Genomic DNA, 21,931 nt, shown 5'->3' on the forward strand with positions numbered 1-21,931 from the left:
CGGTGCCGCAGGCCCGCAGCACTCCGATCCGCAGCCGCTCGCGCCGGGTCGGTCAGGGCGAGCGTTCCAGCACAAGCACGCCCCGCCCCGCGTCGGCCCGCTCGCGGCGTGCGTGCTCGATCCGCGCGCCCACCGCCTCGCGCCACGGGCCCGGCCCGGGCAGCACCAGGCCCCACAGTCGCTCGTGCTCGCCCAGCGCGTCGAAGACGCGCGACAGGTGGTCGGGCGCGTCCGCCAGCATCGCGGGCGTCAGCAGCGCCAGCGGGTCGAGCAGCAGCCACCACCGCTCGCGCGCGCGGAGCATCGTGCGCGTCGACGGCACGTCGGAGATCACGCCCTCGGCGTGCGGCAGGACCACGAGCACGCCGTCGGTCACTCGCGCCTCGAGGGCGTCCAGGCGCTCCGCCATGGCGCCACGCGCCCCGGGGAGCCACGCCGGCCCGTCGTCGATGCCCGGCGTTGTCCGCACGATGACCGTGCCGGCCCGTGGAATGTGCTCGAGCGCGTCCCACCAGCCGTCGCGGAGCAGCACGCCCTGCCCGTCGGTCGGGGCGTCGCCAGCGACGCGGGCGGCGATGACCGGATGGTCGGCGACGGCGAGCAATCGGAGCGCGGGCACGGGGCGTGTGGGGTCGAGGTCGTGTGGCATGCGAGTTGCGGAACGTCCGAGATCCGAACGTCCGGACGAGTTATAGCGTGGGGCACGCCGCGGGGACGTGTCGATGGAACGGAACGGACCACGCACCGAGGCAGGATGCCGCTCGCTCCCGGGTAGAACCCGGCATGGAGGCCGCTCATGGCTTTCAGCGCCACCGCGCTGCCTGCTCGCCCTGTCCACGTTGAGTTTCACTTCGAAGAACCGGCGTCACCCGCGCGGCTCACGCCCGCGCAACTGGTGGAGCGGATCATCGATCTGAACCCGACGGCCGCCCCCGAGTTCCTCGCGACCTTTCGGGCCGAGGCGCTCGCGGAGTACCTGGATCACCTCAGCGCAACGCTCGAGCCGCGGGGCGTCTCCCCCGGGCGGGTGCGTCGGGCCGGGCGCCCGGCGATCACCCAGCGCCAGTCCATGCTCTGACGCCCCGAGCGCGCGGGCCGGACTGGGGTCGGGTCGACTTCGGGTCGATATCTGTCCGAGCGTGGCGCGCCGGTCGCGCCCGCCGACGTGTTCTGCGCCGGAGGTCCGTTCATGACATTCTCCCGATCGTTCGCCCGCGCCGCCTGCCTGCTCGCCCTGCCCGCCCTTCCCGCGGCGTGCGGCACGCTGGGCCTCACGTCATCCGCCGACACGCCCCCCACCACCCCCAACGCCACGCGTTCGGGCGTGCGCGTCGCCACGGCGCCGCACGCCGACCACCCCGCCCCCGGGCACGTCACCCGCCCCGTCGCCGACGCCGGGCACGGGGCCACGCCTTCGCACGACACATCTTCGCACGACACGTCTTCGCACGACACGTCTTCGCACGCCGCCGGGCATGGAACCTCGGGCGCGGGCGCGCCCGACGAGCCGCCGAGCCAGGTGAGCGTCTCGCGCGTGTCGTTCGCGGAGGAAGGCGCGGACTTTGACCCGAGCGTCTCGAAGGACGGCACGCGCCTGTTCTTCGCGAGCACGCAGCACCGCGCGACCAGCGACATCTACGCCAAGCGCGTCGACAGCCGCGTCGTCACGCAACTGACCAACGACCCCGGCGACGACGAGATGCCCGCCCTGAGCCCCGACGGGGAGTGGGTCGCGTTCACGTCGAACCGGGCCGGAAACTGGGACATCTACGTCATGCCCGCGACCGGCGGGCAGGCGATGCTGATCACGGGCGAGGCCGAAGACGAGATCGCCCCCAGTTGGTCTCCGGACGGCTCGCGCCTGGTGTTCTCTCGTCGCGGGGCGGGCAGCGGGCGCTGGGAGATGTGGGCCGCCGAGGTAGCCAACCCCACGACGCCGGTCTTCCTCGGCTACGGGCTGTTCCCCAAGTGGTGCCCCGCCGCGGGCACGGGGGCCGACGGCGCCGACCGGATCCTGTTCCAACTGTCACGTGAGCGCGGGCGACGCGGGTTCGGGCTGTGGACCATCGACTTCAAGGAAGGCGTCGCCACCCACGCCACCGAGATCGCCGGCAGCGCGACCCGCGCGTTCATCAACCCCGCGTGGAGCACCGACGGGCAGTGGATCGTCTTCGCCGAGATCGACGCCCCCGCCGACGGGCAGTGGCGCCGTGCCGCGCGCCCCGCCGGGGCTTCGCTCTGGATGGTCCGGGCCGACGGCGAGGGCAAGGTCCGCCTGACCTCTGGCAAGGGCGTCAACCTCAGCCCGTCCTGGGGCGCCTCCGACCGGCTGTTCTTCGTCTCCGACCGGGCGGGCTCGGACAACATCTGGGTCATGGACCTCGCCCCGGCCATCCGCGCCGCCGCGGCGGGCCTGCCGCCCTCCGACCGCCGGCACGCGGGGCACGCGGCCACCGATGCGCATCCCGCCGGGACGACTCAACCCCCGAAGGGCGATCATGCCGATAACAGTGCCGTCGCGAACGTGGACGAGCATGGGACCGCCGCCCCGCACTGAGGTGTGACTGGGGGAGGGCCTTCGCCGTCGGCGGATCGTGCCGCGCGACGGAGATGGGGCCGATGGGCGACTCGGGCGGAACGGGCAGATCGGGTCGACACAGAGAGATACGGCGGCGGTTGCCCTTGGCGGCGCTCGCCCTCCTGACGCTGTGCGCCGGATGCGCAAATCCTGCACGCGATGTGCTCGTCGCCCCGCGCACGCTTACGTCCCCGTATTCACCGCAGGGCGCAGAGGTGGTCTGGGCCGTCGCACCCTTGCGCAACGAGAGCGGCGTGTCGATCGCCGACACGCAGGCGATCTCCGACAAACTTGTCGCCGCGGCCGAGCAGGTCGAGGGCGTGCGTGCCGTCCCCCTGAACCGAACGATCGCGGCGATGCGGGCCCTGGAGATGAAGGCTGTTGCCTCCCCCGCCGACGCCCGCCGCCTGGCGCAGGCGCTGGGTGTGGACGCCATCGTCGTCGGGACGCTGACGGCCTACGACCCCTACACGCCCACGGTGGGCATGGCGATCGCGCTCTTCCCGCGTCCCGGAGCGATGAGCGGGCCCGCCGCGGCCCTCCGCCCGCGAGAACTCGGCGTCTCGCCCACGGACGGCTCTCGCGCCCCCGGCCCCAGCGCCGCCCCGACACACCCCGACGCGCCCTGGGCCACGGCCTCGCTGCACTTGGACGCCAAGAACCACCAGGTGCAGATGGACGTGCAGTCGTACGCGCAAGGACGGCACGAGGGCGAGTCCGCGCTCGGCTGGCGACGCTACCTGGCGAGCATCGACCTGTACAGCGAGTTCGCGGCGTTCCGCGCGGTCGAGGACCTCGTCCGCCAGGAATGGGTGCGCGAGGCCCGGGTGCACGCCTCGCCCCCCCGGGAGCGGACGCCATGAGCGCGTGTGCCGAGCGTGAATTCGAGGGTGCCGGACACATTCGGGCTGAAGGCGGGCCCGAGAAACTCCGACGATTGGGTTATCGCCCGGGCTGCGCCTGCGACGCAGCCACGCCCGAGGGCACGCAGGAGTTGCATCGATGACGACCCTCCCGATCACCGACGCGTTCACGGCGTACCTCGCCAACGAACGTCATTTCAGCCCCTACACGGCGCGCTGCTACGGCGCCGACCTCCGCCAGTTCGTGGAGTTCCTCGCGTCGGAGTACGGCATCGAGGTGGACCCTGCGCGCGAATCGAAGGCCATGGAGGCCGCCCTCGCCCGAAAGGCCGGCGGCGCCGCCTTCGCGCCCAACGCGCCGATCGATCCGGCCTTCCGCCCCGAGACCGTCACCGAGCCGATCCTGATGGCCAGCGCCGAGATCGTGCGCCAGTTCCTCGCGCACCTGGGCGAGCAGAGCTACTCCGCCGCCACCATGGCGCGCAAGATCGCCACGCTGCGCTCGTTCTACAAGTGGGCCGACCGGCGCGGCTTCGCCATGGGCAACCCCATGACGGTCATCCGCACCCCGCGCCAGGCGAAGCGACTCCCCAAGGCCATCACCATCGAGCAGATCGAACGCCTGCTCTCGACGCCCTCGGACTCCGACGTGCTCGGACGCCGTGACCGCGCGATGCTCGAGACGCTCTACTCGACCGGCATCCGCGTGAGTGAGCTCGTGGGCCTGCAGATCACGGACCTCGACCTCGTGGGCGAAGCCCTGAAGGTCCGCGGCAAGGGCAGCAAGGAACGCATCGTGCCCCTGGGCAGCCACGCCATCGGCGCGATCCAGCGGTACATCGAGATGCTCAAGGGCGACCCGCGCCTCGCCGGCCGCGAGACCGGGCCGCTGTTCGTGAACAAGCACGGCGGGCGCCTCTCCAGCCGCTCGGTGCGCCGCAAGCTCGACAAGTACCTGAAGCAGTGCGGGCTCGACCCGACCATCAGCCCCCACACCCTCCGCCACAGCTTCGCGACGCACCTCCTGGACAACGGCGCCGACCTCCGCAGCGTGCAGGAACTCCTGGGGCACCAGAGCCTCAGCACCACGCAGGTCTACACGCACCTGACGGCCCAGCGCCTGCAGGACGCGTACCAGAAGGCCCACCCGCGGGCGCAGGCGAGCTGAACGCGGGCTGGCCGGTACGCTGTTGCACGACGCCCGGTACGAGCCCGACGCGCGAGCGAGGGCGCCGCGAAGCGGCACCCCCGGAAAGGTCGCCCCCGAGGGACGACCCCCGGCTATTCACCCACGCCGCGTCGCGGCGAGAACAAGGATGCCGCACGCGGGATACCGGATGCCACCGGCCATAGGCCGACGCCGAACGCGGAACGCGGAACGCCCCATGCCTAATGCCGAATGCCTAATGCCTAATGCCTGCCGAACGCCGTCCCTTCCCCCTAGCTCTTCATGTTCACGAACTGGAACGGCACGCCGAAGCCGCCGGCGTTCACCATCTTCATGACGGCCTGCAGGTCGTCGATCTGCTTGCCCGTCACGCGGACCTCCTCGCCCTGGATCGACGCCTGCACCTTCAGCTTCGATTCCTTGACCAGCTTGACGATCTGCTTGGACAGGTCCTGTTCCAGCCCGTCGCGCAGCTTCACCTCGCACTTGACCTTGCCGGCGACGGTCGGCTCGGGCTCCTGCCAGTCGAACGTCGCCGGCACGAGCCCGCGCTTGAACGCGGCGGACTCGAACATCTCGCGCAGCCCTCGCAGTTTCGTCGCGTCGTCCACGACGAACTTCATCTTCTTTTCCTTGCGGTCCACGCTGATCTCGGCCGTCGCGCCGCGGAAATCAAACCGGGCGGCGACGGCCTTGTGCGTGTTGTTGATCGCGTTGTCGAGCTCGGCGAAGTCGACGCGCGAGACGATGTCGAAGCTTGGCATAGCCGGATTCTTGGCGGGCCGACGCGCCGGGCAACCACGCGCGCCGGGCGTGCGCTCGGCGGGCTTCTGCCGCCGGGCGTGCTCCCGGCCCCGGCCGGCCTACGCCATCCCGTTGCGCTGCGCAAGCGCCAACTGGTACGACTCCACGCATCGCTGGGCGGCCCCGTCCCACGTCAGGCGGTGCAGCTCCATCGTGCCGTGCTGGCGCAGGGTCTGCCCCAGCGGCGGGTGTCGCAGCACCGCGACGATCTTGTTCGCCATCTCGTCGATGTCCCAGAAGTCGACCTTCAGCACGTGGGTCAGCACCTCGCTGGCGCCGCTGGTCTTGCTGAGGATGACGGGCACATCGTGCGAGATCGCCTCCAGCGCCGCGATGCCGAAGGGCTCGCTCACGCTGGGCATGACGTAGCAGTCGGCCATCTTGAAGACGCGGTCGACGTCGCGCCCGCGCAGGAAGCCGGTGAAGAGCACCTTGTGCCCGATGCCCATGCCCGCCGCGAGCTCGATCATCCGCAGGGCCATGTCGCCCGAGCCGGCGAGGACGAACTTGACGTTCGCGACCTTCTCGAGCACGCGCTTGGCGGCGGCGATGAAGTACTCCGGGCCCTTCTGCATCGTGATGCGCCCGAGGAAGAGCACGATCCGGTCGGTGCTCTCGATGCGCTCGCCCGCGCCGGGCTGCTGGGCCTCGCGCTCGATGCCGTTGTACACCACGTCGACGCGGTCGGGACGCACGCCGTACCGCCGCACGCAGATGCTCTTGGTCATCTGGCTCACGGCGATGACGCGGTCGGCCGCGTGCATCCCCGCGCGCTCGATGTCGTACACGCGCTGGTTGACGTTGTTGCCCGAACGGTCGAACTCGGTGCTGTGCACCTGCACCACGAGCGGCCTGCCGGTGACCTTCGCCAGCGCGATGCCCGCGGGGTACGTCAGCCAGTCGTGCGCGTGGACGACGTCGAACTGCTCGCGCGAGGCGAGGGCGACGACCAGGCGGGCGTACCGCTCCGAATCGCCCACGAGGTCCATGCCGTAGCCCGCGCCGGCGCCCCCGCCGCCCCCCACCACCGACGGCGCGGGCGCCCCCTGGCCCGACATCGCCATGTCGGACATCGTCGGCAGCGCCATGGCCTCGAGCTCTTCGGGCGAGAGGGCGGCCTGACCGCCGGCGACGCCCGACAGGCTCACGAACTTCGCCTGGTCGAACGCGGGGTACGGGCTGGTGAACGAGGCGGGCACGCCCTTGAAGACGGCGTGGCGGAAGCCGAAGAGCGGCATGCCGGATTCGTCGATGAGGTCGGTCAGTGCGGGCACCCCGCTCGGGGACGTACCGCCTCCTCCGCCGCCGCCGGGCACGCCCGCCAGGCGCGGCGCGAGCATCCGGACGTGGCTGGCCATGGAGGTGTCGACGGGCTTGGGCAGGATGAACACGACCTGGTGCCCCGCCTTGTCGAGGGCGCGCGTCAGGCCGAAGCACGCGACGCCGAGCCCGCCGGCGATGAAGGGCGGAAACTCCCACCCGAGCATCAGGATGCGCATGCGCCGCCTCCGGGGCCCGACCCGCGCGTGCACGACGACGCGCCGATGGGACCGAGTTGTGTGCCTGGAGTGATCATGAGATGCCGGTCCGGGGCGAACGTTGACACGCCCCTACTCGCCGCCCCCTTCCATGTCGCCCAGGCGCCGGAACGTCGCGTCGTACGCGCGCAGGGCGAGCACGCAGGCCCGCGCGGTGCGTTCGTCGAGCACAGCGGTTTCCCGGGGCAGGATCGTGCGGAACGTGAACAGCTTCGCCTCGTCGCGGAAATGCTCGACGGGCAGCGAGGGCGACAGCCCGGTCGCCTCGGCGAACCCCAGGTCTACGAGTTCCTCTTCGAGAAGTTCGCTCAGCGCGTCGCCCGTGTGCACCAGGTCCTGCTCGATCGACTGGCTGAGATAGCGGTCGGGCGTCACGAGCGACACGGCCGGAAGGGTCTTGACCGGGTCGAGCCGGTACCACGCCCGCGCCGACGCGCCGATCGCGTCCAGCACCACCCGGTCGCCCTCGACCCGCGCCCCCGCGCCCGGCATGGCCCCCGCCAGGCGGCCCGCAACGCCCGCGACGAACGCGCCCCAGCCGGGCGGCGTCGAATCGTGCGGCGTGGCGAGACCCATGGCGGCCCACTCCTTGCTCGGGAATGCGGGGCGGAACAGTGTGCGCGAGTTGCACGGACCCCCAACGTCCCGACGCGCGGACCGTGCGACGCGACGACGGGGGGGCACAATAGGCGCCGGGCTTCCTGCTTTCGTCCAACGCGGGGCGTATATTTCTCCCCATCCCGTGGCGGCGACGCCCCGGGGTGCAGCCAGCCCAGGTGGCGAAATTGGCAGACGCACTACCTTGAGGTGGTAGCGCCCGCAAGGGCATGGAGGTTCAAGTCCTCTCCTGGGCATTGTGCAGCGACGTGCGGCGACGAGGCCGCTTGAAGGCGGATCGGGGCGGGCGGCGGGATTCCCGCCACCCCGCCCGGAACGCGTCGACGCCTCGACCGTCACACACCCCGACGGGCTCCAGCGGCAGCGCACGACGGTGCGCCGGTTTCACCAATCACTCGGGCCCGCGTGCACGTCGAACCCGTGCCGTCGGCCTCGCGGAGAACTCCTGATGCGTACGCGGATGTCGGCGTGTCTTCTGGCCACGGGTCTCGTTGTCGGTCTGACCTCGGGCGCGTTCGCCCAGATGGGGGGAGGCGTGAGCGCTCCGCAAGCCACCGGCGGGCAGTCCACGCCCCTCATCCCGCGCGACGTCCTCTTCGGCAACCCCGAACGCGCCGGCTCGCAGCTCAGCCACGACGGCAAGTGGCTCTCGTTCCTCGCGCCCCTCAACGGCGTGCTCAACGTCTGGGTCGCCCCCGCCGACGACGTCTCCAAGGCCCGCGCCATCACCTCCGACACGAAGCGCGGCATCCGCCAGTACTTCTGGGCCTACGACAACGTCCACATCCTCTACCTCCAGGACGCGGGCGGGGACGAAAACTGGAAGGTCTACAGCGTCGAGGTCGCGTCCGGCAAGGCGCGGGACCTCACGCCCTTTGACTCCATCCCCGGGCCCGACGGGAACCCCATCCGCGTGCCGACCGGCAGGGGCCCCGACGGCCAGACGCAGTACATGACGCTCCGCCCGGCCGCGCAGGTCCAGGGCGTCTCCGACCTCTTCCCCGGCGCGGTGCTCGTGGGGCTGAACAACCGCAACCCGTCGTACCACGACCTTTACAAGGTCGACATCGCGACCGGCCAACTGACGCTGGTGATGGAGAACGACGAGTACGCCGCGATCATGGCCGACGACTCGTTCACCCCGCGCCTGGCGATGCGTCAGACCGCGGACGGCGGGCTGGAGTTCCTGAAGGCCGACGGCAAGGGCTCGTTCACGCCCTGGCAGACGGTGGCGCAGGCCGACGCGTTGACGACCTCGCCCCAGGGCTTCACCAAGGACGGCTCGTCGGTGTACATGGTGGACAGCCGCGACGGCAACACCTCACGCCTCACGCTCGTCAACCTCAAGACCGACGAGGTCAAGACGCTCGCCGCCGACCCCAAGGCGGACGCGGACGGCGTCCTCACGCACCCGAAGACCAACGAGGCGCAGGCGGTGTCGTTCGAGTTCGACCGGGTGCGCTGGCAGGTGCTGGACCCCTCGATCGAGCCCGACCTCGCGTACCTCAAGACCGTGGCGGACGGCGAGGTGAGCATCTCGAGCCGCACGCTCGATGACTCGCGCTGGCTGGTGAACTACCTGATGGACGACGGGCCTGTGCGGCTGTACCGGTACGACCGCGACCCCAAGTCCGGCAAGCCCGGCAAGGCGACGTTCCTGTACACCAACCGCCCGCGCCTGGAGGGCCAGCCGCTCGCGAAGATGCACCCCGTGGTCATCAAGAGCCGCGACGGGATGAACCTCGTGAGCTACCTCACGATCCCCGCGGGGACGGACACGAAGAAGGCCGGCCAGCCCGACAAGCCGCTGCCGATGGTGCTGATGGTGCACGGCGGGCCCTGGGCGCGTGATTCCTGGGGCTTCAACCCCTACCACCAGTGGCTGGCCAACCGCGGGTACGCGGTGCTCAGCGTGAACTTCCGGGGCTCCACGGGCTTCGGCAAGGAGTTCGTGAACGCGGGCGACCGCGAGTGGGCCGCCGCGATGCACAACGACCTGCTCGACGCCGTCGACTGGGCCGTGTCCAAGGGCGTCGCCGACAAGAACAAGGTCGCGATCATGGGCGGCTCGTACGGCGGGTACGCCACGCTCGCCGGCCTCACCTTCACGCCCGACGTCTTCGCCTGCGGCGTGTCCATCGTCGGGCCCAGCAACCTCGTCACGCTGCTCAACTCCATCCCCATGCACTGGGCCCCGATGATCGAGATGATGACCTCGCGCGTGGGCGACCATCGCACCGAGGAAGGCCGCGCCTTCCTCGCTTCGCGCTCGCCCCTCACGCACGTCGACAAGATCACCCGCCCCCTGCTGATCGGCCAGGGCGCCAACGACCCGCGCGTGAAGCAGAACGAGAGCGACCAGATCGTCTCCGCGATGGAACGCAAGGGCATCCCCGTGACGTACGTCGTCTTCCCCGACGAGGGGCACGGCTTCGCACGCCCCGAGAACAACATGGCCTTCAACGCCATCGTCGAGGGCTTCCTCGCCCAGCACCTGGGCGGACGCGCCCAGCCCATCGGCGAGGACGTCCGCGCCAGCACGGCCCGCGTGCCCACCGGCGCCGCCGGCGTGCCGGGCCTCTCCGCAGCGACCCACACGCCCGGCAAGTAATCACGGCGGCTCGCGTCCGCGCGGGGGGCTTCCCCCCCGCGCCGGGCGCGGATCGCGCGAGGAGCGGCCGAACCGTGCAGCATCCACCCGGCCAACTCAACGCCCGACCGCGCGCCCGCGCACGCCGCACGCACCTCGCGCTCGCCGCGACGGCGTGCGCCGGGCTGCTGCTCGTCGGGGGTGCGCTGGGCTGGACAGCCCGGCAGCCCGACGCCGCCACCCCGCCGCCCGCGGCGCCCGACGCGTTCACGCCTATTCCCTCGGGCACAGAGGTCGAGCTGTTGCTCCGCGACGGTCGCCGCCTCACCGGGCTCATCGTCGAACATTCGCCCACGCGCGTCGTCCTCGCGATCAACGGCATCGCCACGCCCTTCGACGGCACGTCGGTCGCCAGCGTCGTCCCGCTTCCCAGCGTCGAGGAACGCTACCTCCAACTCAGAGCCACGATCGACGACGAGGACATCGACGGGCTGCTGCGCCTCGCCGAGTGGCTGCGCGCGCGCGGGCGGCTTGATCTCGCCCTCTGGGAGATCGACGGCGTGCTCCGCATCGAGCCCGCCAACCAGAACGCCAAAGACCTGCGCACGCTCGTGGTCGAGCAGCAGAAGATCCGCGACGCGCGGCGCAGCCCCGACGAGCCGGCCTCCGAACAGATCGGCCCCGGGGAAGCCGACCGCCCCGCCTTCCCACTCTTGACGCCCGCGCAGATCAACCTCGTGCGCCTGTACGAGGTCGATCTCAAGAACCCGCCCAAGCTGCTCATCCCCAAGCCCGTGGTCCGGCGGTTCCTTGACCGCTACGCCGGGCGCGACGTCGAAGGCCTGGGCACCGTGCCCGTCTCGCCCGAGGGGCGCGAGGTCTTCCTGCGTCAGAAGGCCGCCGACGTGCTGGCGTGGATGTTCGCCCTCCGCGCCCGCGAGTTCTACCCCGAGGTGCAGGTGCTGGAGAACCCGGCGTCGCTCCGCGTCTTCCGCGACGACGTCCATCGCACCTGGCTCATGAACACCTGCGCCACCACCCGCTGCCACGGCGGGGAAGACGCCGGGCGCCTCTGGCTCTTCAACCAGCGCCACGGCAGCGACGCCTCCGCCCTCACCAACCTGCTCATCCTCTCCCGCTTCCGCACCCGCGACAACCTCGGGCTCATCGACTTCGAGCAGCCCGAGCGCAGCCCCCTGCTGGACTTCGGCCTGCCCCGCGAGCAGGCGCTCTTCAAGCACCCGGACGTCGCCGGCCTCGACCGCGGGCGCTGGCGCCCGGCCTTCGTCGGGCGCGACGACGACCGCTACCTCCGCGCCGTCCAGTGGATCCGGATGATGTACCGCCCGCGCTCCGACTACCCCGTCGACTACACCCCGCCCCGCCCGCGGGCCGAGCAGGCCCCGCCCGAAGGCCCCCGCTAGCGCGGCGGACGCCGATCCGGGGACGGCCCCCGGGCGTACAGAGATAGATCACGATCCCGGTTTTTGCTACAGTGCCCGCTTCCCGGCGCGGCCTGTCCCTCGCACGGAGGGTCGCCGGCACGCCCCGGGAAGCCCAGTCGAACGCAGGAGTTCAGTGCGCATGAAGATGATCATCCGGGCCTTGGGTCTCGCGAGCGTGTGCGGCCTGGCCCTCACCGCGTGCGATCGGGGCACCCCCGCGTCCCGCGCCGGCGACGACGCCGCCCGCGAACTGACGGCCATGAGCGCGGGCGGATCGGCCCCGGCCCCGGAGGCCGTCCGCCAGAAGGTCTACGCCGGCATCGCCTCCGACCTGCAGGGCGTCGCCGCCGACGCCGAGGGCGCCGACAAGGCGGCCCTCATGCTCATGCTCGCCAGCGCGCAGTCCGGCCTGGGCGAGATCCCCGCGGCCGAGGTCGAGCAGCACGAGACCACCGCCCGACTCCGCACCGCCCGCATCGACTCGCACCTCAACCGCTGGGCGCTCTCGAACGCGACCGCCGCCGCCGCCGAGGCGTTCGACCCGTCCGCCGAACTCGCGCGCGTCGCCCGCGCCAAGGGCGAGAAGGACACGAAGATCACCGAGCAGAAGCAGCGCCTCGCCACCGTCGAGGCGCGCCTCGACTCGCTCCGCGAGCGGGCGTCGCGCACGCTCGCCGACGCGCAGCAGCGCCTGGCCGAGTACTCGCGCATGATGGACCAGGCCTCGCGCCTCAGCGCCACCGACGGCGAGGGGCTGGTCGTGCGTGCCAACGAGATCCGCCTCGAGGGCGAGCGGCTGCGCCTCGAGGGTGCGAAGCTCGAGGCCGAGGCCGACAGCGTGAAGCCCGTGTTCGACGAGGTCAGCGCGATCCTCGATCAGTTGTCGAACCAGCGGGCGGACCTGGACGAGGTCGAGGCGGCGTTGAATCGCCAGGCCGCCGAGGCGCGGCGCGAGGCCTCCGAGGCCCGGGCCGCCGGCGCCGCCGTGGGCGTCGAGATCGGCAACGAGGCCGACGCGCTCGACGAGTTCCGCACGCAGACGCTGGCCCCGGCCTACGAGAAGACGGCCGCCGCGTACGACAAGGCGCTCAAGTCCGCGCGGGCGTCGTCCACGCAGGAGTCGCCCTCGGCGGGCAAGGCCGCCGTCATGAGCGCGAACCTCGCCCTCGCCGAGCTCTACTGGGCCCGCGCGTCCAGCGCCGACTCGTACGCCTCCATCCTCCGCACGCTCACGCGCCTCACGCCCGCCCTGCCGGGCAAGGCGCAGTACGAGTCGCGCCTCGCCGGCGCGACGCAGGAACGCAAGGACGCGCTGGCGAAGGCGAACGAGCACCTCGACGCGGCGATCAACGACGCCGGGGGCGTGCGGGCGCAGGGCCCGATCAAGGAGCGCCTCGAGGCGCTCCGCGCCATGCTCGAAGACGCCAAGAAGCTCGCGAACGACGAGCGCCTCGACGCCGCCTCCCCGCTCGCCCCGCCCCCGTGGCTCCAGGCGTCGCTGTCGCGGGCGGCGGGCTCGACCCCGGAGCGCGCGTTCGACGCCTTCCTCGGCGCCCTCCGCGCCGCGAACCCCGAGGCCGTCGTCGATTCTCTTGACCTCCCCAGCGATCGCGCGCGTCAGGGCCTGCTCCCGCTCGTCCGCGTCACGTTCGTGGCCCAGAAGAGCGACCGACTCTCGCGCGAGAAGTTCAGCAAGAGCCTCGGCGACCTTCTCGCCAGCGCGGGCGGCATGGGCCAGGCCATCGGCCCGATGCTCGCGCAGTTCGGCGGCAATGGCGTCGGCGGCATCTCGCCCGAGGCCCTCGCCACGCTGTCCAGTTCCTCGGTCACGTGGGAGATCGCCGGTGATCGCGCCACCGCCAGCGGCGAGGGACTCCCCGAACCCGTCGTCTTCGTGCAGCGCGACGGCACCTGGAAGCAGGACGTGCCGGCGGAGATCCGCCAGATCCTCCCCCAGGCCCCCATGATGGCCCCCATGCTCAAGGGCCTCACCGACGCCTTCGCCGCCTGGAACACGGCGGTCGAAGCCGGCGAGTACGCCGACGAGTCCGCCGCGGCCTCCGGCCTGCTCGCGAAGCTCGAGCCCGTGCTCGGCGGAATCATGGGCGGCGGCAACTGATTTCCCGGGCTGTCGGCGCGCAGCGCATTCGGCCCGGCCCGCCGCTGCCAAGAATCTCGCAATGACCGAACGCACGGAACGCGACGACACGCCCGGCACGCCCGCGCTGCGTGAGTCCCGCATGCACCTGCTGACACCCGCCGCCCCGGGCGTCGGCGTCGTCGTCTCGAACGAGCGCTGCACCGCCTCGCGCAAGTCCACCGGCTTCGTGCGCCACCTCGCGCTCGACGTCTCCGCCACGCCCCTCGCACGCGCCTGGGTGAGCGGGCAGTCGTTCGGCGTGCTCCCGCCGGGGCTCGACCCGCAGGGACGCCCCCACCGCCTGCGGCTGTACTCGATCGCGAGCCCGACCGCGGGCGAAGACGGCGCGGGGAACATCATCGCCACCACCGTCAAGCGCACCATCGACGAGCACGTCGAGACCGGCAAGCTGTTCTTGGGCGTCGCGAGCAACTACCTGTGCGACCTCCAGCCCGGCGAGCAGGTCCGCCTCACGGGCCCCAACGGCAAACGCTTCGTGCTGCCGACCGACCCCGCGCAGCACGACTACGTGTTCATCGCCACCGGCACGGGCATCGCCCCCTTCCGGGGCATGATCCGCGAACTGCTCGAAACGGGCGTGCGCTCGCGCGTCGTGCTGGTCATGGGCGTCCCCTACGCCGCCGACCTCCTCTACGACGCCGAACTGCGGGCCCTGGCGCAGGCGCACCCGAACTTCACGTACCTGACGGCTCTGAGCCGCGAGCCCCAGCCCGACGGCGCCCCGCCCATGTACGTCCACGCCCGCCTTGCGCACGCGGCCGAACTCTTCGCCCCGCTGCTCGCGAGCGAACGCACGCTGCTCTACATGTGCGGCATCGCCGGCATGGAACTCGGCGTGCTGCAGACCCTCGCCCGCACGCTTCCCCCCGGCACCCTCGAGCAGTACCTCCGGGCCGACGCCCCGGTGCTCGCCGAGATCGACCGGTGGGAGCGCCGGCACCTGCACAAGGACGTCCGCCCCACCCGGCGCGTCTTCATGGAGGTCTACTGACACCCCGCGCACCGTTTGACCACCCGGGCGGCCCTTGGTAGGGTGATCGCCCCCGCAGGCCTCCAGCCCCTACGCTTGTGCCCCGCGCCGGCCAGCGGCGACACGAAGGAATACGGCGTTGATCGATCGAACATTCCGTCGAACGGTTGTCAGTTCGGGCTTTGGCCGCGCCGCGATCGTCATCGCGGGCATCGCCTGCGCCGGCGCTCCCGCGCTCGCGCAGCAGTGCACGATCCCCCCGGAGATCGTGACGGCGATCACCCTCACGCCCGACGCCGAGGCGCAGCTCCGCGCCTGCGCCCTGGAGAACGCGCGCGACCTCGACAGCCCGGACGCCCAGAAGCGCCGCGCCAGTCGCCAGGCGCTCACCCGCCCGCTCGAAGACCCCAACGTGTCCGCCGCGTTCCGCCTTCGATACAGCGCGGCCCTCGCCGAGCCCATCAACCGCGCCGTCGCCAGCACCGACGAGGTCGTCGCGGTCAACGCCCTGGTCTTCGCGGGCGAGCTCGCGACCGACCCCGGCCTCACCGTCCTGCTCGACCAGCTCGCCTCGCCCCGCCCGGCGCTGCGCTACCAGGCGGCGTACGGCATCCGGCGCACCTTCGGCGCTCTCCAGCGCTCCGCCCCCGCCATCCAGAACGAACAGATCGACCGCGCCATGCGCGCCGCTCGCCAGCGCATGGGTGTCGAGACCGACGGCCTGGTGCTCCAGGCGCTCACCGCCGCCCTGCTCGAGGGGGCCTCTCTCCCCACCGCCCAGTTCTCGCAGGCCCAGCCCTTGGCCGTCCGCTCCCTCTCCGACGGTCTCTCGGCCCACGTTGGCGGCGCGGGCGGAAAGATCGGCGAGCCTGGGATCATGGACGCCTACCTCCGCGGCGCCACCGGCGTGCGCGACATCATCGCCCAGCCGAACGTCACCATCGACGCGGAGACGGCCCGTGCCGTCGCGCAGCTCGGCGGGCGCCTCATCGCCTACGCCGTCCGCGTCGTGAAGGACAAGAACCTCCCCGCCGGCCCCGGCGCCACGCGCGAGCAGGTTTCCGACTCGGTCGCGCTCGGGCAGACGCTCGTGCAGCTCGCCGGCCGATCGCTCAACCAGCAGGGCACGGGCGCCGCCCAGCTCGCCCCGCTCATCAAGGCCGGCGATGTCCAGAGCGAGGCCCGTTTCCTGCTCGACGCGCAGCAGACCATCGGCGCCAACGGCGTGCTCACCGCGGCGCCGTTCAACTTCCCCGACGACCACTTCGTCCCGTAGCCATCGGCCCGTCAGAACCGAGCCGCCGGCGCCCGCGGTGCGAACGCCGCGCGCGGGCGCGATACGCTGCGCCCGTGCTCCGACTGGCTCTCCCGCTGGTGCTGTTGGCGTCCGTCGCCCTCGCGGGCCTGCTCGCGGGCGGCGCGCCCCCCCGCGCCGACTTCGTCATGGTCAACCGGGGCGAGGTCAGCACGCTCGACCCCGTCCAGATGTCGTGGCTGCAAGACTTCCGCGCCGCGTCGCTCCTCTCCGAGGGCCTCACGCGCTGGGACGTCTTCAGCGAGTCGTTCGACCCCGTCCCCGGCGTCGCCGAGTCCTGGACGATCTCCGACGACGCCTGCGCGTACACCTTCCGCCTGCGCGAAGACGCCCGCTGGAGCGACGCCTCGCCCGTCACGGCCCACGACTTCGTGTACGCGTGGCGACGGCTCATCCTGCCCGACGGCGGGGGCGACTACGCCGCACTGCTCTCGTGCGTGCGGGGCGTGCGCGAGTTCGTCGAGTGGCGGTCGCGTCAACTCGCGGCGTACGCCGCGGCGTCAACCCGTGACTCCGCCCGGGCCGCGGCCCTGTGGGAGGAAACGGTCCGCGCGTTCGACGAGCGCGTCGGCGTGCACGCGCCCGACGACCGCACGCTCGTCGTCGAGCTCGAACGCCCGACGCCCTACTTCCTCGATCTCACGTCCTTCGGCCCGCTGGCGCCCGTACACCGCGCCACCCTCGAACGCCACGAGTCCATCGACCCGCGCACCGCCCTGCGCCGCACCGACCCCTCGTGGACGCGCCCCGGCACGCTCGTGTCCAACGGCCCGTTCCGTCTCACCGAGTGGCGCTTCAAGCGCCACATGCGCTTCGAACGCAGCGAGCACTACTGGGACCGCCAGCGCGTCAACGTCCGCAGCGTCGCCATCCCCTCCATCGCCGACGGCAACGCCCAGGTCCTCGCCTTCCGCTCCGGCGCGGTCGACTGGACCAGCGACGTCACCCCGTTTTATCGCGGCGAGATCTTCGCCGCCAAGCAGGCCTTCCACGCGGCGCACGCCCCGGAGGTCGCGCGTCTGCGGGCCGCCGGGCTCGATCCCGTCGCGATCGACCGCGCCCTCCCGCGCGATCCGCGCGCGCACGTGCACGCGTTTCCCTCGTTCGGAACGTACTTCTACAACTTCAACTGTCGCCCGCGCCTGGGCGACGGCACGCCCAATCCCTTCGCCGACGCGCGCGTCCGCCGCGCATTCGCCCGCACGATCGACCGCGAGAGCGTGGCGCGCGACATCCTCCGGGGCGGCGAGCGCCCGACCCGCACGCTCATCCCGCCCGGCTCGATCGGCGGGTACGCCTCGCCCCCGGGGCTCGAGCCCGACGTCGAGATCGCGCGCCGGGAACTGGCCGAGGCCGGCTTCCCCGGCGGCGCGGGCTTCCCCGCCATCGAGATCCTCGTGAACAGCGAGGGAAACCACGCGCTCATCGCGCAGGCCGTCGCGCGCGACTGGGGCTCGCGCCTGGGTGTGCGGGCGCGGGTGATCGTCAAGGAGACGCGTGCCTTCCGCGAGGACGTGAAGGGCGGGCGGTTCATGGTGAGCCGCGCGACGTGGTTCGGCGACTACGGCGACCCGACCACGTTCCTGGACCTCAACCGCACCGGCAACGGCAACAACGACCGCGGCTATTCCAGCCCCGCGTACGACGAGCTGCTGGCCGAGGCCGAACGCGCCGCCGACCCCGCCGAGCGCCTCGCCATCCTCGCGCGCGCCGAGGCGCTGCTCGTCGAGCACGAACTGCCCTTCGCGCCGATCTACCAGTACGTGCAGCAGTACCTCTTCGACCCGCACCGCGTCGGGGGCATCTCGCCCCACCCGCGCCAGGCACAGGACCTCTCGCGCGTCGACATCCTCGGCGACGGCGTCGGCGCCGACGTCGCGCCCGCCATGCGCCCGGGGCGGGCCGGCGGCTCGCTCGCCCCGCCCGCACCCCCCGCCCCGCACGGAACCACGCCGTGATCGCGCTCATCGCCCGGCGACTGCTGCAACTCCCGCTCATCCTGGGCGCCGTGCTGCTCCTCACCCTGGCGCTGGCGTGGGGCGTGCCGGGCAACCCGCTGGAGCGCGCGGAGCGCCGCCCGCCCGCGGAAGTCGAGGCCGCCATGCGCGCCCAGTACCGGCTCGACAGCTTCTGGTCGTTCGCGTGGTCGTACACGCTCCGCGCCAGCGGCGTGCGCTACGCCATCGACGCGCGGCGCGGCGAGCCGATGGACGGCCGCGACGTCTTCGACCTGGGCCCCTCGCTGCAGTACCGCGACCAGCGCGTGGCCGACATCATCGTCGACGCCCTCCCCGTCTCGGTCTCGCTCGGCGCCGCGGCCATCGCGCTCGCGCTCGTCATCGGCGTGGGCGCGGGGGTCGCCGGGGCCGTGCGCCCCGGGGGCGTGCTCGACGCGCTCACCCTCTCGCTGGCGCTCGTGGGCATCAGCCTGCCGACGTTCGTCGTCGGCACCGCGCTGCTCGCGCTGTTCGCGATCGTCTTCGGCTGGGCGCCCGTCGGCGGGTGGGGCTCGCTGCGCAGCATGCTGCTGCCCGCGGCGACCCTCAGCCTTCCCTACGCCGCGTACATCGCGAGACTCACGCGCGTGGGCATGATCGAGGCCCTGCGCGCCGACTACGTCCGCACGGCCCGGGCCAAGGGCCTGCCCGAACGCACCGTGATCTTCCGGCACGCCCTCCGCAACGCGCTCGTGCCGACGGTCAGTTACCTCGGCCCGGCCTGCGCGGGGGCCATGACCGGCTCGTTCGTCGTCGAGACCGTCTTCAGCGTGCCCGGCATGGGCCAGCACTTCGTGAGCGCCGTGCAGAACAAGGACCTGTTCCTGCTGATGGGCGTCGTGCTGGTCTACGCCGTCGCGCTCGTGCTGCTGAACCTCGCCGCCGACGTGCTCGTCCGCGTGGTAGACCCGCGCGTGTCGTGACGGCTCAGGCGGTGCGGGGCGTGAAGGTCGCGCCGTCGAGCACGTCGCACGACACGATGGCCCCGGGCTCAAAGTCCGCCGGGCCCTGGCGCGCGTCGCAGAGCAGCAGGTGGATCGGCACGCCCGCGTCGACGACCAGCGCCTCGCCGTCCATGCGCACGACGCGTCCCTGCACCCGGCGCGGGCGACCGGCGACCGGCTCGACGAAGCGCCCGCCGGTGTCCACCCGGTCCACCCGGCGCGCCTCGACCCGGATCACCCCGATGAGCCGCTTGCCCACCGCGGGCGGCACCTCGCCCCCCGGACGCAGGTGCAGTTCGTACGACGTGTTCGGCACGCCGAACACGAGCATGGCGGGCTTGGTGGCGGTCTGGGCAAGCACGCCCAAGAGGACGCCCCGGGCCAGCGCGGGGTCGATCTCGGTGGTCGGCGACGGGGTGATCATGCGGTTATCGGCTCCGGTCTGGGCGCCCGCGGCGGGCCGCTCGCTGCTCGCAAGAGCCGCCTACAGGACTTGAACCTGCGACCCGCGCTTTACAAAAGCGCTGCTCTACCAACTGAGCTAAGGCGGCGGCGGGGACAGTATAGGGGACGCCCGCGTCCGGGCCCTAAGCGCGGATTTCGCGCGGTAAGGTCTTGCGGCGTGGCGACTCCGGAGTACCCTACGCCGTTGGGCGTCGGCCGCACCGGAGTTTCAGGCGGCCCGCCGAGGGTGAAGGGAGATTCGGATGAATCGGACCACGTTCGTGTTCGGGGTGTTGGCCTGCGCAAGCCTCGCGAGCGCACAGCTCCAGTTCCAGGAAGGGTCGGGCAACTTCCAGGACATCGCGGGCCTGCCCGGCACCATCGAACTCTTCATCCCGTTCAACGGCTCGACCGTCGTCACCACCTCGATCGGTAACGACGTCTTCCCCGCGGGCGACATCAAGGTGAGCTACGGCTGCACCATCGCCTCGAACGTCGGCGCGTCCGAGGCCGTCGGGGCGTACGAAACCCTTCCTTCGCCGAACCTCTACGACCAGAAGACGGCCATGGCGATCATCTGGGACACCCCGAATCCCGCCGTCGCCACCACCCAGTTCTTCTTCCGCGAGTTCACCAACGATCCGACGGACATCTACTACATCGTCCAGTGGAACAACGTGCCGATGGGCGGGCTCGGCGGCACCGTCACCACCCAGGTCCGCGTGAACGACGTCGACGACTTCCGCACGAACATCTTCGCGGTCTTCTCCTACCAGGACGTGCAGGACGAGGGCGTCGAGGGCGGGCGATTCGCCTCCATCGGGTACCAGAGCGCGTCGCCCGAGTTCCCGACGGTGCAGTGGTCGTTCAATCAGCGCAACGCCGTCCGCAACCAGGGCGATCTGATCCTGACGAAGATCCCGGCGCCGGGCTCGCTGGGCGTGCTTGCCTTGGGCGCGCTGGCGTGCCGTCGTCGCCGCGCGAAGACTGTGTGAGGATCCGACCTCTCCGCACGGGTTCGTGACCCATCCCGCTACCTTTCGTCGTTGCACGAGAGGAATCAGTGATGGCACACACTCGCCGTGAGTTTCTGAATCGGGGCACCGCGTTCACGCTCGGGTTTGCCGGGCTCAGTTCGCTCTACGCGCGTCACAAGACCCTCGCCTCGGCGCTCGAAGCCTCCGACACCGGCTTTGGCCCGCTGATCCGCGACCCCCGTGGGATCATCGACCTTCCCGCCGGGTTCACGTACTCCACGTTCTCGCGCGCCGGCGAGGAGATGGACGACGGGTTCCTCCTCCCCGGAAAGCACGACGGGATGGCCGCCTTCCGGGGCGAGAACAACCGCGTCATCCTGGTCCGCAACCACGAGATGGACGCGACCGATGTCGCGCTGGGCCCGTTCGGCGCCGACAACGCCCGCCTGTCGAAGCTGGCCCCCGACCGCATGTTCGACGCCGGCGGCGGGCGCGCCCCGGAACTGGGCGGCACCACCACCGTCGTCTACAACCAGCTCACCGGCAAGGTCGAGCGCCAGTTCATGAGCCTGTTCGGCACCGCGCGGAACTGCGCGGGTGGACCGACGCCCTGGAACTCCTGGCTTACCTGCGAAGAGACCGCCCTCACCAAGGGCGAAGGCCGCGAGCACGACCACGGCTGGGTCTTCGAAGTCCCCGCCGGCGCCACCGGCGCCGTCAAGCCCGAGCCGATCACCGCGATGGGCCGCTTCCGCCACGAGGCCGTCGCCTTCGACCCGCGCAGCGGCGCCGTCTATCAGACCGAGGACGTCGCCGACGCCGGCCTCTACCGATACCTGCCGAAGGAACGCACCCGCCTGCTCGCCGGCGGGCGTCTGCAGGCGCTGTGCGTCGCCGATCGCGCCACGCTCGACACGCGCAACTGGGACAAGGCGCACCAGACCGTGAAGGTCGGCGAGAAGCTCCGCGTGCGCTGGGTCGACCTCGTCAACGTCGAGGCACCCAAGGACGACCTCCGCACGCAGGCCCAGAGCAAGGGCGGGGCGATCTTCGCCCGCTGCGAAGGCATCTGGTACGGCGACTCGTGCGCCTACTTCGCCTCCACCAGCGGCGGCTCGTCGGAGATGGGCCAGCTCTGGAAGTACACGCCCAGCCAGGCCGAGGGCACGCCCGACGAAGAAAAGAACCCCGGCATCCTCGAACTCATGCTCGAGGTCCACGACTCCAAGGTGCTCAACAACGCCGACAACCTGACCGTCGCCCCCTGGGGCGACCTCATCGTCTGCGAAGACGGCGACGGCGCGAACGGGCTCGTCGGCGTCACGCCCGACGGCATCCCCTACCGCCTCGCCATGACCCGCGTGAACACCTCCGAAACCGCCGGCGCGTGCTTCTCGCCCGATGGCTCGACGCTCTTCATGAACATCCAGCACCCGGGCCTCACGCTCGCCATCCGCGGGCCGTGGAAGAAGCGGTAGAGAGAGCGAGAGAGCGAGACAGGCAAGCAGGACGAGCGCCG

18 protein-coding genes and 2 tRNA genes are annotated in these 21,931 nt (G+C 71.6%); 14 read left to right on the plus strand and 6 right to left on the minus strand.

Annotated elements, in window-relative coordinates:
- Positions 1-52 precede the first annotated feature (52 nt).
- A complete protein-coding gene (locus SFY69_09475) occupies positions 53-649 on the minus strand; it encodes a hypothetical protein (protein ID MDX2132270.1) in 597 nt (198 codons plus the stop codon).
- A gap of 147 nt (positions 650-796) precedes the next feature.
- On the opposite strand from SFY69_09475, the gene SFY69_09480 reads away from it, so the two are divergent.
- The 4 genes from SFY69_09480 to xerC all read left to right on the plus strand — a co-directional run bounded on the left by SFY69_09480 (position 797) and on the right by xerC (position 4,609).
- Positions 797-1,078 (plus strand): hypothetical protein, encoded by a 282-nt coding sequence (locus SFY69_09480; GenBank protein ID MDX2132271.1) that lies wholly within the window; start codon positions 797-799, stop codon positions 1,076-1,078.
- A gap of 111 nt (positions 1,079-1,189) precedes the next feature.
- Positions 1,190-2,557: a DPP IV N-terminal domain-containing protein gene (locus tag SFY69_09485; protein ID MDX2132272.1), complete on the plus strand. Its 1,368-nt coding sequence runs from the start codon at positions 1,190-1,192 to the stop codon at positions 2,555-2,557.
- 275 nt (positions 2,558-2,832) lie between these two features.
- A complete protein-coding gene (locus tag SFY69_09490) occupies positions 2,833-3,441 on the plus strand; it encodes a hypothetical protein (protein ID MDX2132273.1) in 609 nt (202 codons plus the stop codon).
- Positions 3,442-3,580: 139 nt separating this feature from the next.
- Positions 3,581-4,609, plus strand: coding sequence for a tyrosine recombinase XerC (xerC, locus tag SFY69_09495; protein ID MDX2132274.1), 1,029 nt, complete (start codon positions 3,581-3,583; stop codon positions 4,607-4,609).
- A 272-nt stretch (positions 4,610-4,881) separates the two neighbouring features.
- Here the strand turns inward: xerC and SFY69_09500 are convergent, their stop codons facing one another.
- From SFY69_09500 to SFY69_09510, 3 genes are all read right to left on the minus strand, one after another.
- A complete protein-coding gene (locus tag SFY69_09500; protein MDX2132275.1) occupies positions 4,882-5,373 on the minus strand; it encodes a YajQ family cyclic di-GMP-binding protein in 492 nt (163 codons plus the stop codon).
- A 99-nt stretch (positions 5,374-5,472) separates the two neighbouring features.
- Entirely contained in the window at positions 5,473-6,912 is a 1,440-nt protein-coding gene (locus SFY69_09505) for a glycosyltransferase (protein ID MDX2132276.1), read from the minus strand.
- A gap of 111 nt (positions 6,913-7,023) precedes the next feature.
- Positions 7,024-7,527 (minus strand): hypothetical protein, encoded by a 504-nt coding sequence (locus tag SFY69_09510; GenBank protein MDX2132277.1) that lies wholly within the window; start codon positions 7,525-7,527, stop codon positions 7,024-7,026.
- Between the two features lie 194 nt (positions 7,528-7,721).
- Between SFY69_09510 and SFY69_09515 the strand changes: the two genes are divergently transcribed.
- The 8 genes from SFY69_09515 to SFY69_09550 all read left to right on the plus strand — a co-directional run bounded on the left by SFY69_09515 (position 7,722) and on the right by SFY69_09550 (position 18,970).
- Positions 7,722-7,805 (plus strand) — tRNA-Leu (locus SFY69_09515).
- Positions 7,806-8,104: 299 nt separating this feature from the next.
- Complete coding sequence (locus SFY69_09520; protein ID MDX2132278.1) at positions 8,105-10,180, plus strand: S9 family peptidase; 2,076 nt, start codon at positions 8,105-8,107, stop codon at positions 10,178-10,180.
- A gap of 74 nt (positions 10,181-10,254) precedes the next feature.
- Entirely contained in the window at positions 10,255-11,583 is a 1,329-nt protein-coding gene (locus tag SFY69_09525) for a hypothetical protein (protein ID MDX2132279.1), read from the plus strand.
- Positions 11,584-11,743: 160 nt separating this feature from the next.
- Positions 11,744-13,723, plus strand: coding sequence for a hypothetical protein (locus SFY69_09530; GenBank protein ID MDX2132280.1), 1,980 nt, complete (start codon positions 11,744-11,746; stop codon positions 13,721-13,723).
- Positions 13,724-13,784: 61 nt separating this feature from the next.
- A complete protein-coding gene (locus SFY69_09535) occupies positions 13,785-14,756 on the plus strand; it encodes a hypothetical protein (protein MDX2132281.1) in 972 nt (323 codons plus the stop codon).
- A gap of 118 nt (positions 14,757-14,874) precedes the next feature.
- The gene (locus tag SFY69_09540) at positions 14,875-16,011 is read left to right on the plus strand and encodes a hypothetical protein (GenBank protein ID MDX2132282.1); all 1,137 of its coding nucleotides are present in this window, start codon (positions 14,875-14,877) and stop codon (positions 16,009-16,011) included.
- Between the two features lie 74 nt (positions 16,012-16,085).
- Positions 16,086-18,008 (plus strand): peptide ABC transporter substrate-binding protein, encoded by a 1,923-nt coding sequence (locus SFY69_09545; GenBank protein MDX2132283.1) that lies wholly within the window; start codon positions 16,086-16,088, stop codon positions 18,006-18,008.
- Positions 18,005-18,970 carry an ABC transporter permease gene (locus SFY69_09550; protein MDX2132284.1) on the plus strand — a complete coding sequence of 322 codons (966 nt, stop codon included), beginning with the start codon at positions 18,005-18,007 and terminating at the stop codon, positions 18,968-18,970. Before SFY69_09545 ends, SFY69_09550 begins: the two co-directional genes overlap by 4 nt.
- A 4-nt stretch (positions 18,971-18,974) precedes the next feature.
- On the opposite strand, the gene SFY69_09555 is transcribed toward SFY69_09550, so the two are convergent.
- Together SFY69_09555 and SFY69_09560 are read right to left on the minus strand one after the other, a co-directional pair.
- A complete protein-coding gene (locus SFY69_09555) occupies positions 18,975-19,415 on the minus strand; it encodes a hypothetical protein (GenBank protein MDX2132285.1) in 441 nt (146 codons plus the stop codon).
- 54 nt (positions 19,416-19,469) lie between these two features.
- Positions 19,470-19,542 (minus strand) — tRNA-Thr (locus SFY69_09560).
- A 156-nt stretch (positions 19,543-19,698) separates the two neighbouring features.
- Here SFY69_09560 and SFY69_09565 point away from each other — a divergent pair.
- Complete coding sequence (locus SFY69_09565) at positions 19,699-20,430, plus strand: hypothetical protein (GenBank protein MDX2132286.1); 732 nt, start codon at positions 19,699-19,701, stop codon at positions 20,428-20,430.
- Positions 20,431-20,501: 71 nt separating this feature from the next.
- On the plus strand, positions 20,502-21,890 hold the full coding sequence (locus SFY69_09570) for a DUF839 domain-containing protein (GenBank protein MDX2132287.1): 1,389 nt from the start codon (positions 20,502-20,504) through the stop codon (positions 21,888-21,890).
- The last annotated feature ends 41 nt before the right edge of the window (positions 21,891-21,931 follow it).

Source organism: Planctomycetota bacterium (assembly GCA_033763975.1).
In the GTDB taxonomy this organism is placed as follows: Bacteria; Planctomycetota; Phycisphaerae; order Phycisphaerales; family UBA1924; genus RI-211.

Coding starts and splice junctions, on each gene's coding strand:
- SFY69_09475 (MDX2132270.1), bottom strand. CDS start 649: ATGCCACACGACCTCGACCCCACACGCCCCGTGCCCGCGCTCCGATTG.
- SFY69_09480 (MDX2132271.1), top strand. CDS start 797: ATGGCTTTCAGCGCCACCGCGCTGCCTGCTCGCCCTGTCCACGTTGAG.
- SFY69_09485 (MDX2132272.1), top strand. CDS start 1,190: ATGACATTCTCCCGATCGTTCGCCCGCGCCGCCTGCCTGCTCGCCCTG.
- xerC (MDX2132274.1), top strand. CDS start 3,581: ATGACGACCCTCCCGATCACCGACGCGTTCACGGCGTACCTCGCCAAC.
- SFY69_09500 (MDX2132275.1), bottom strand. CDS start 5,373: ATGCCAAGCTTCGACATCGTCTCGCGCGTCGACTTCGCCGAGCTCGAC.
- SFY69_09505 (MDX2132276.1), bottom strand. CDS start 6,912: ATGCGCATCCTGATGCTCGGGTGGGAGTTTCCGCCCTTCATCGCCGGC.
- SFY69_09510 (MDX2132277.1), bottom strand. CDS start 7,527: ATGGGTCTCGCCACGCCGCACGATTCGACGCCGCCCGGCTGGGGCGCG.
- SFY69_09530 (MDX2132280.1), top strand. CDS start 11,744: ATGAAGATGATCATCCGGGCCTTGGGTCTCGCGAGCGTGTGCGGCCTG.
- SFY69_09535 (MDX2132281.1), top strand. CDS start 13,785: ATGACCGAACGCACGGAACGCGACGACACGCCCGGCACGCCCGCGCTG.
- SFY69_09555 (MDX2132285.1), bottom strand. CDS start 19,415: ATGATCACCCCGTCGCCGACCACCGAGATCGACCCCGCGCTGGCCCGG.
- SFY69_09565 (MDX2132286.1), top strand. CDS start 19,699: ATGAATCGGACCACGTTCGTGTTCGGGGTGTTGGCCTGCGCAAGCCTC.
- SFY69_09570 (MDX2132287.1), top strand. CDS start 20,502: ATGGCACACACTCGCCGTGAGTTTCTGAATCGGGGCACCGCGTTCACG.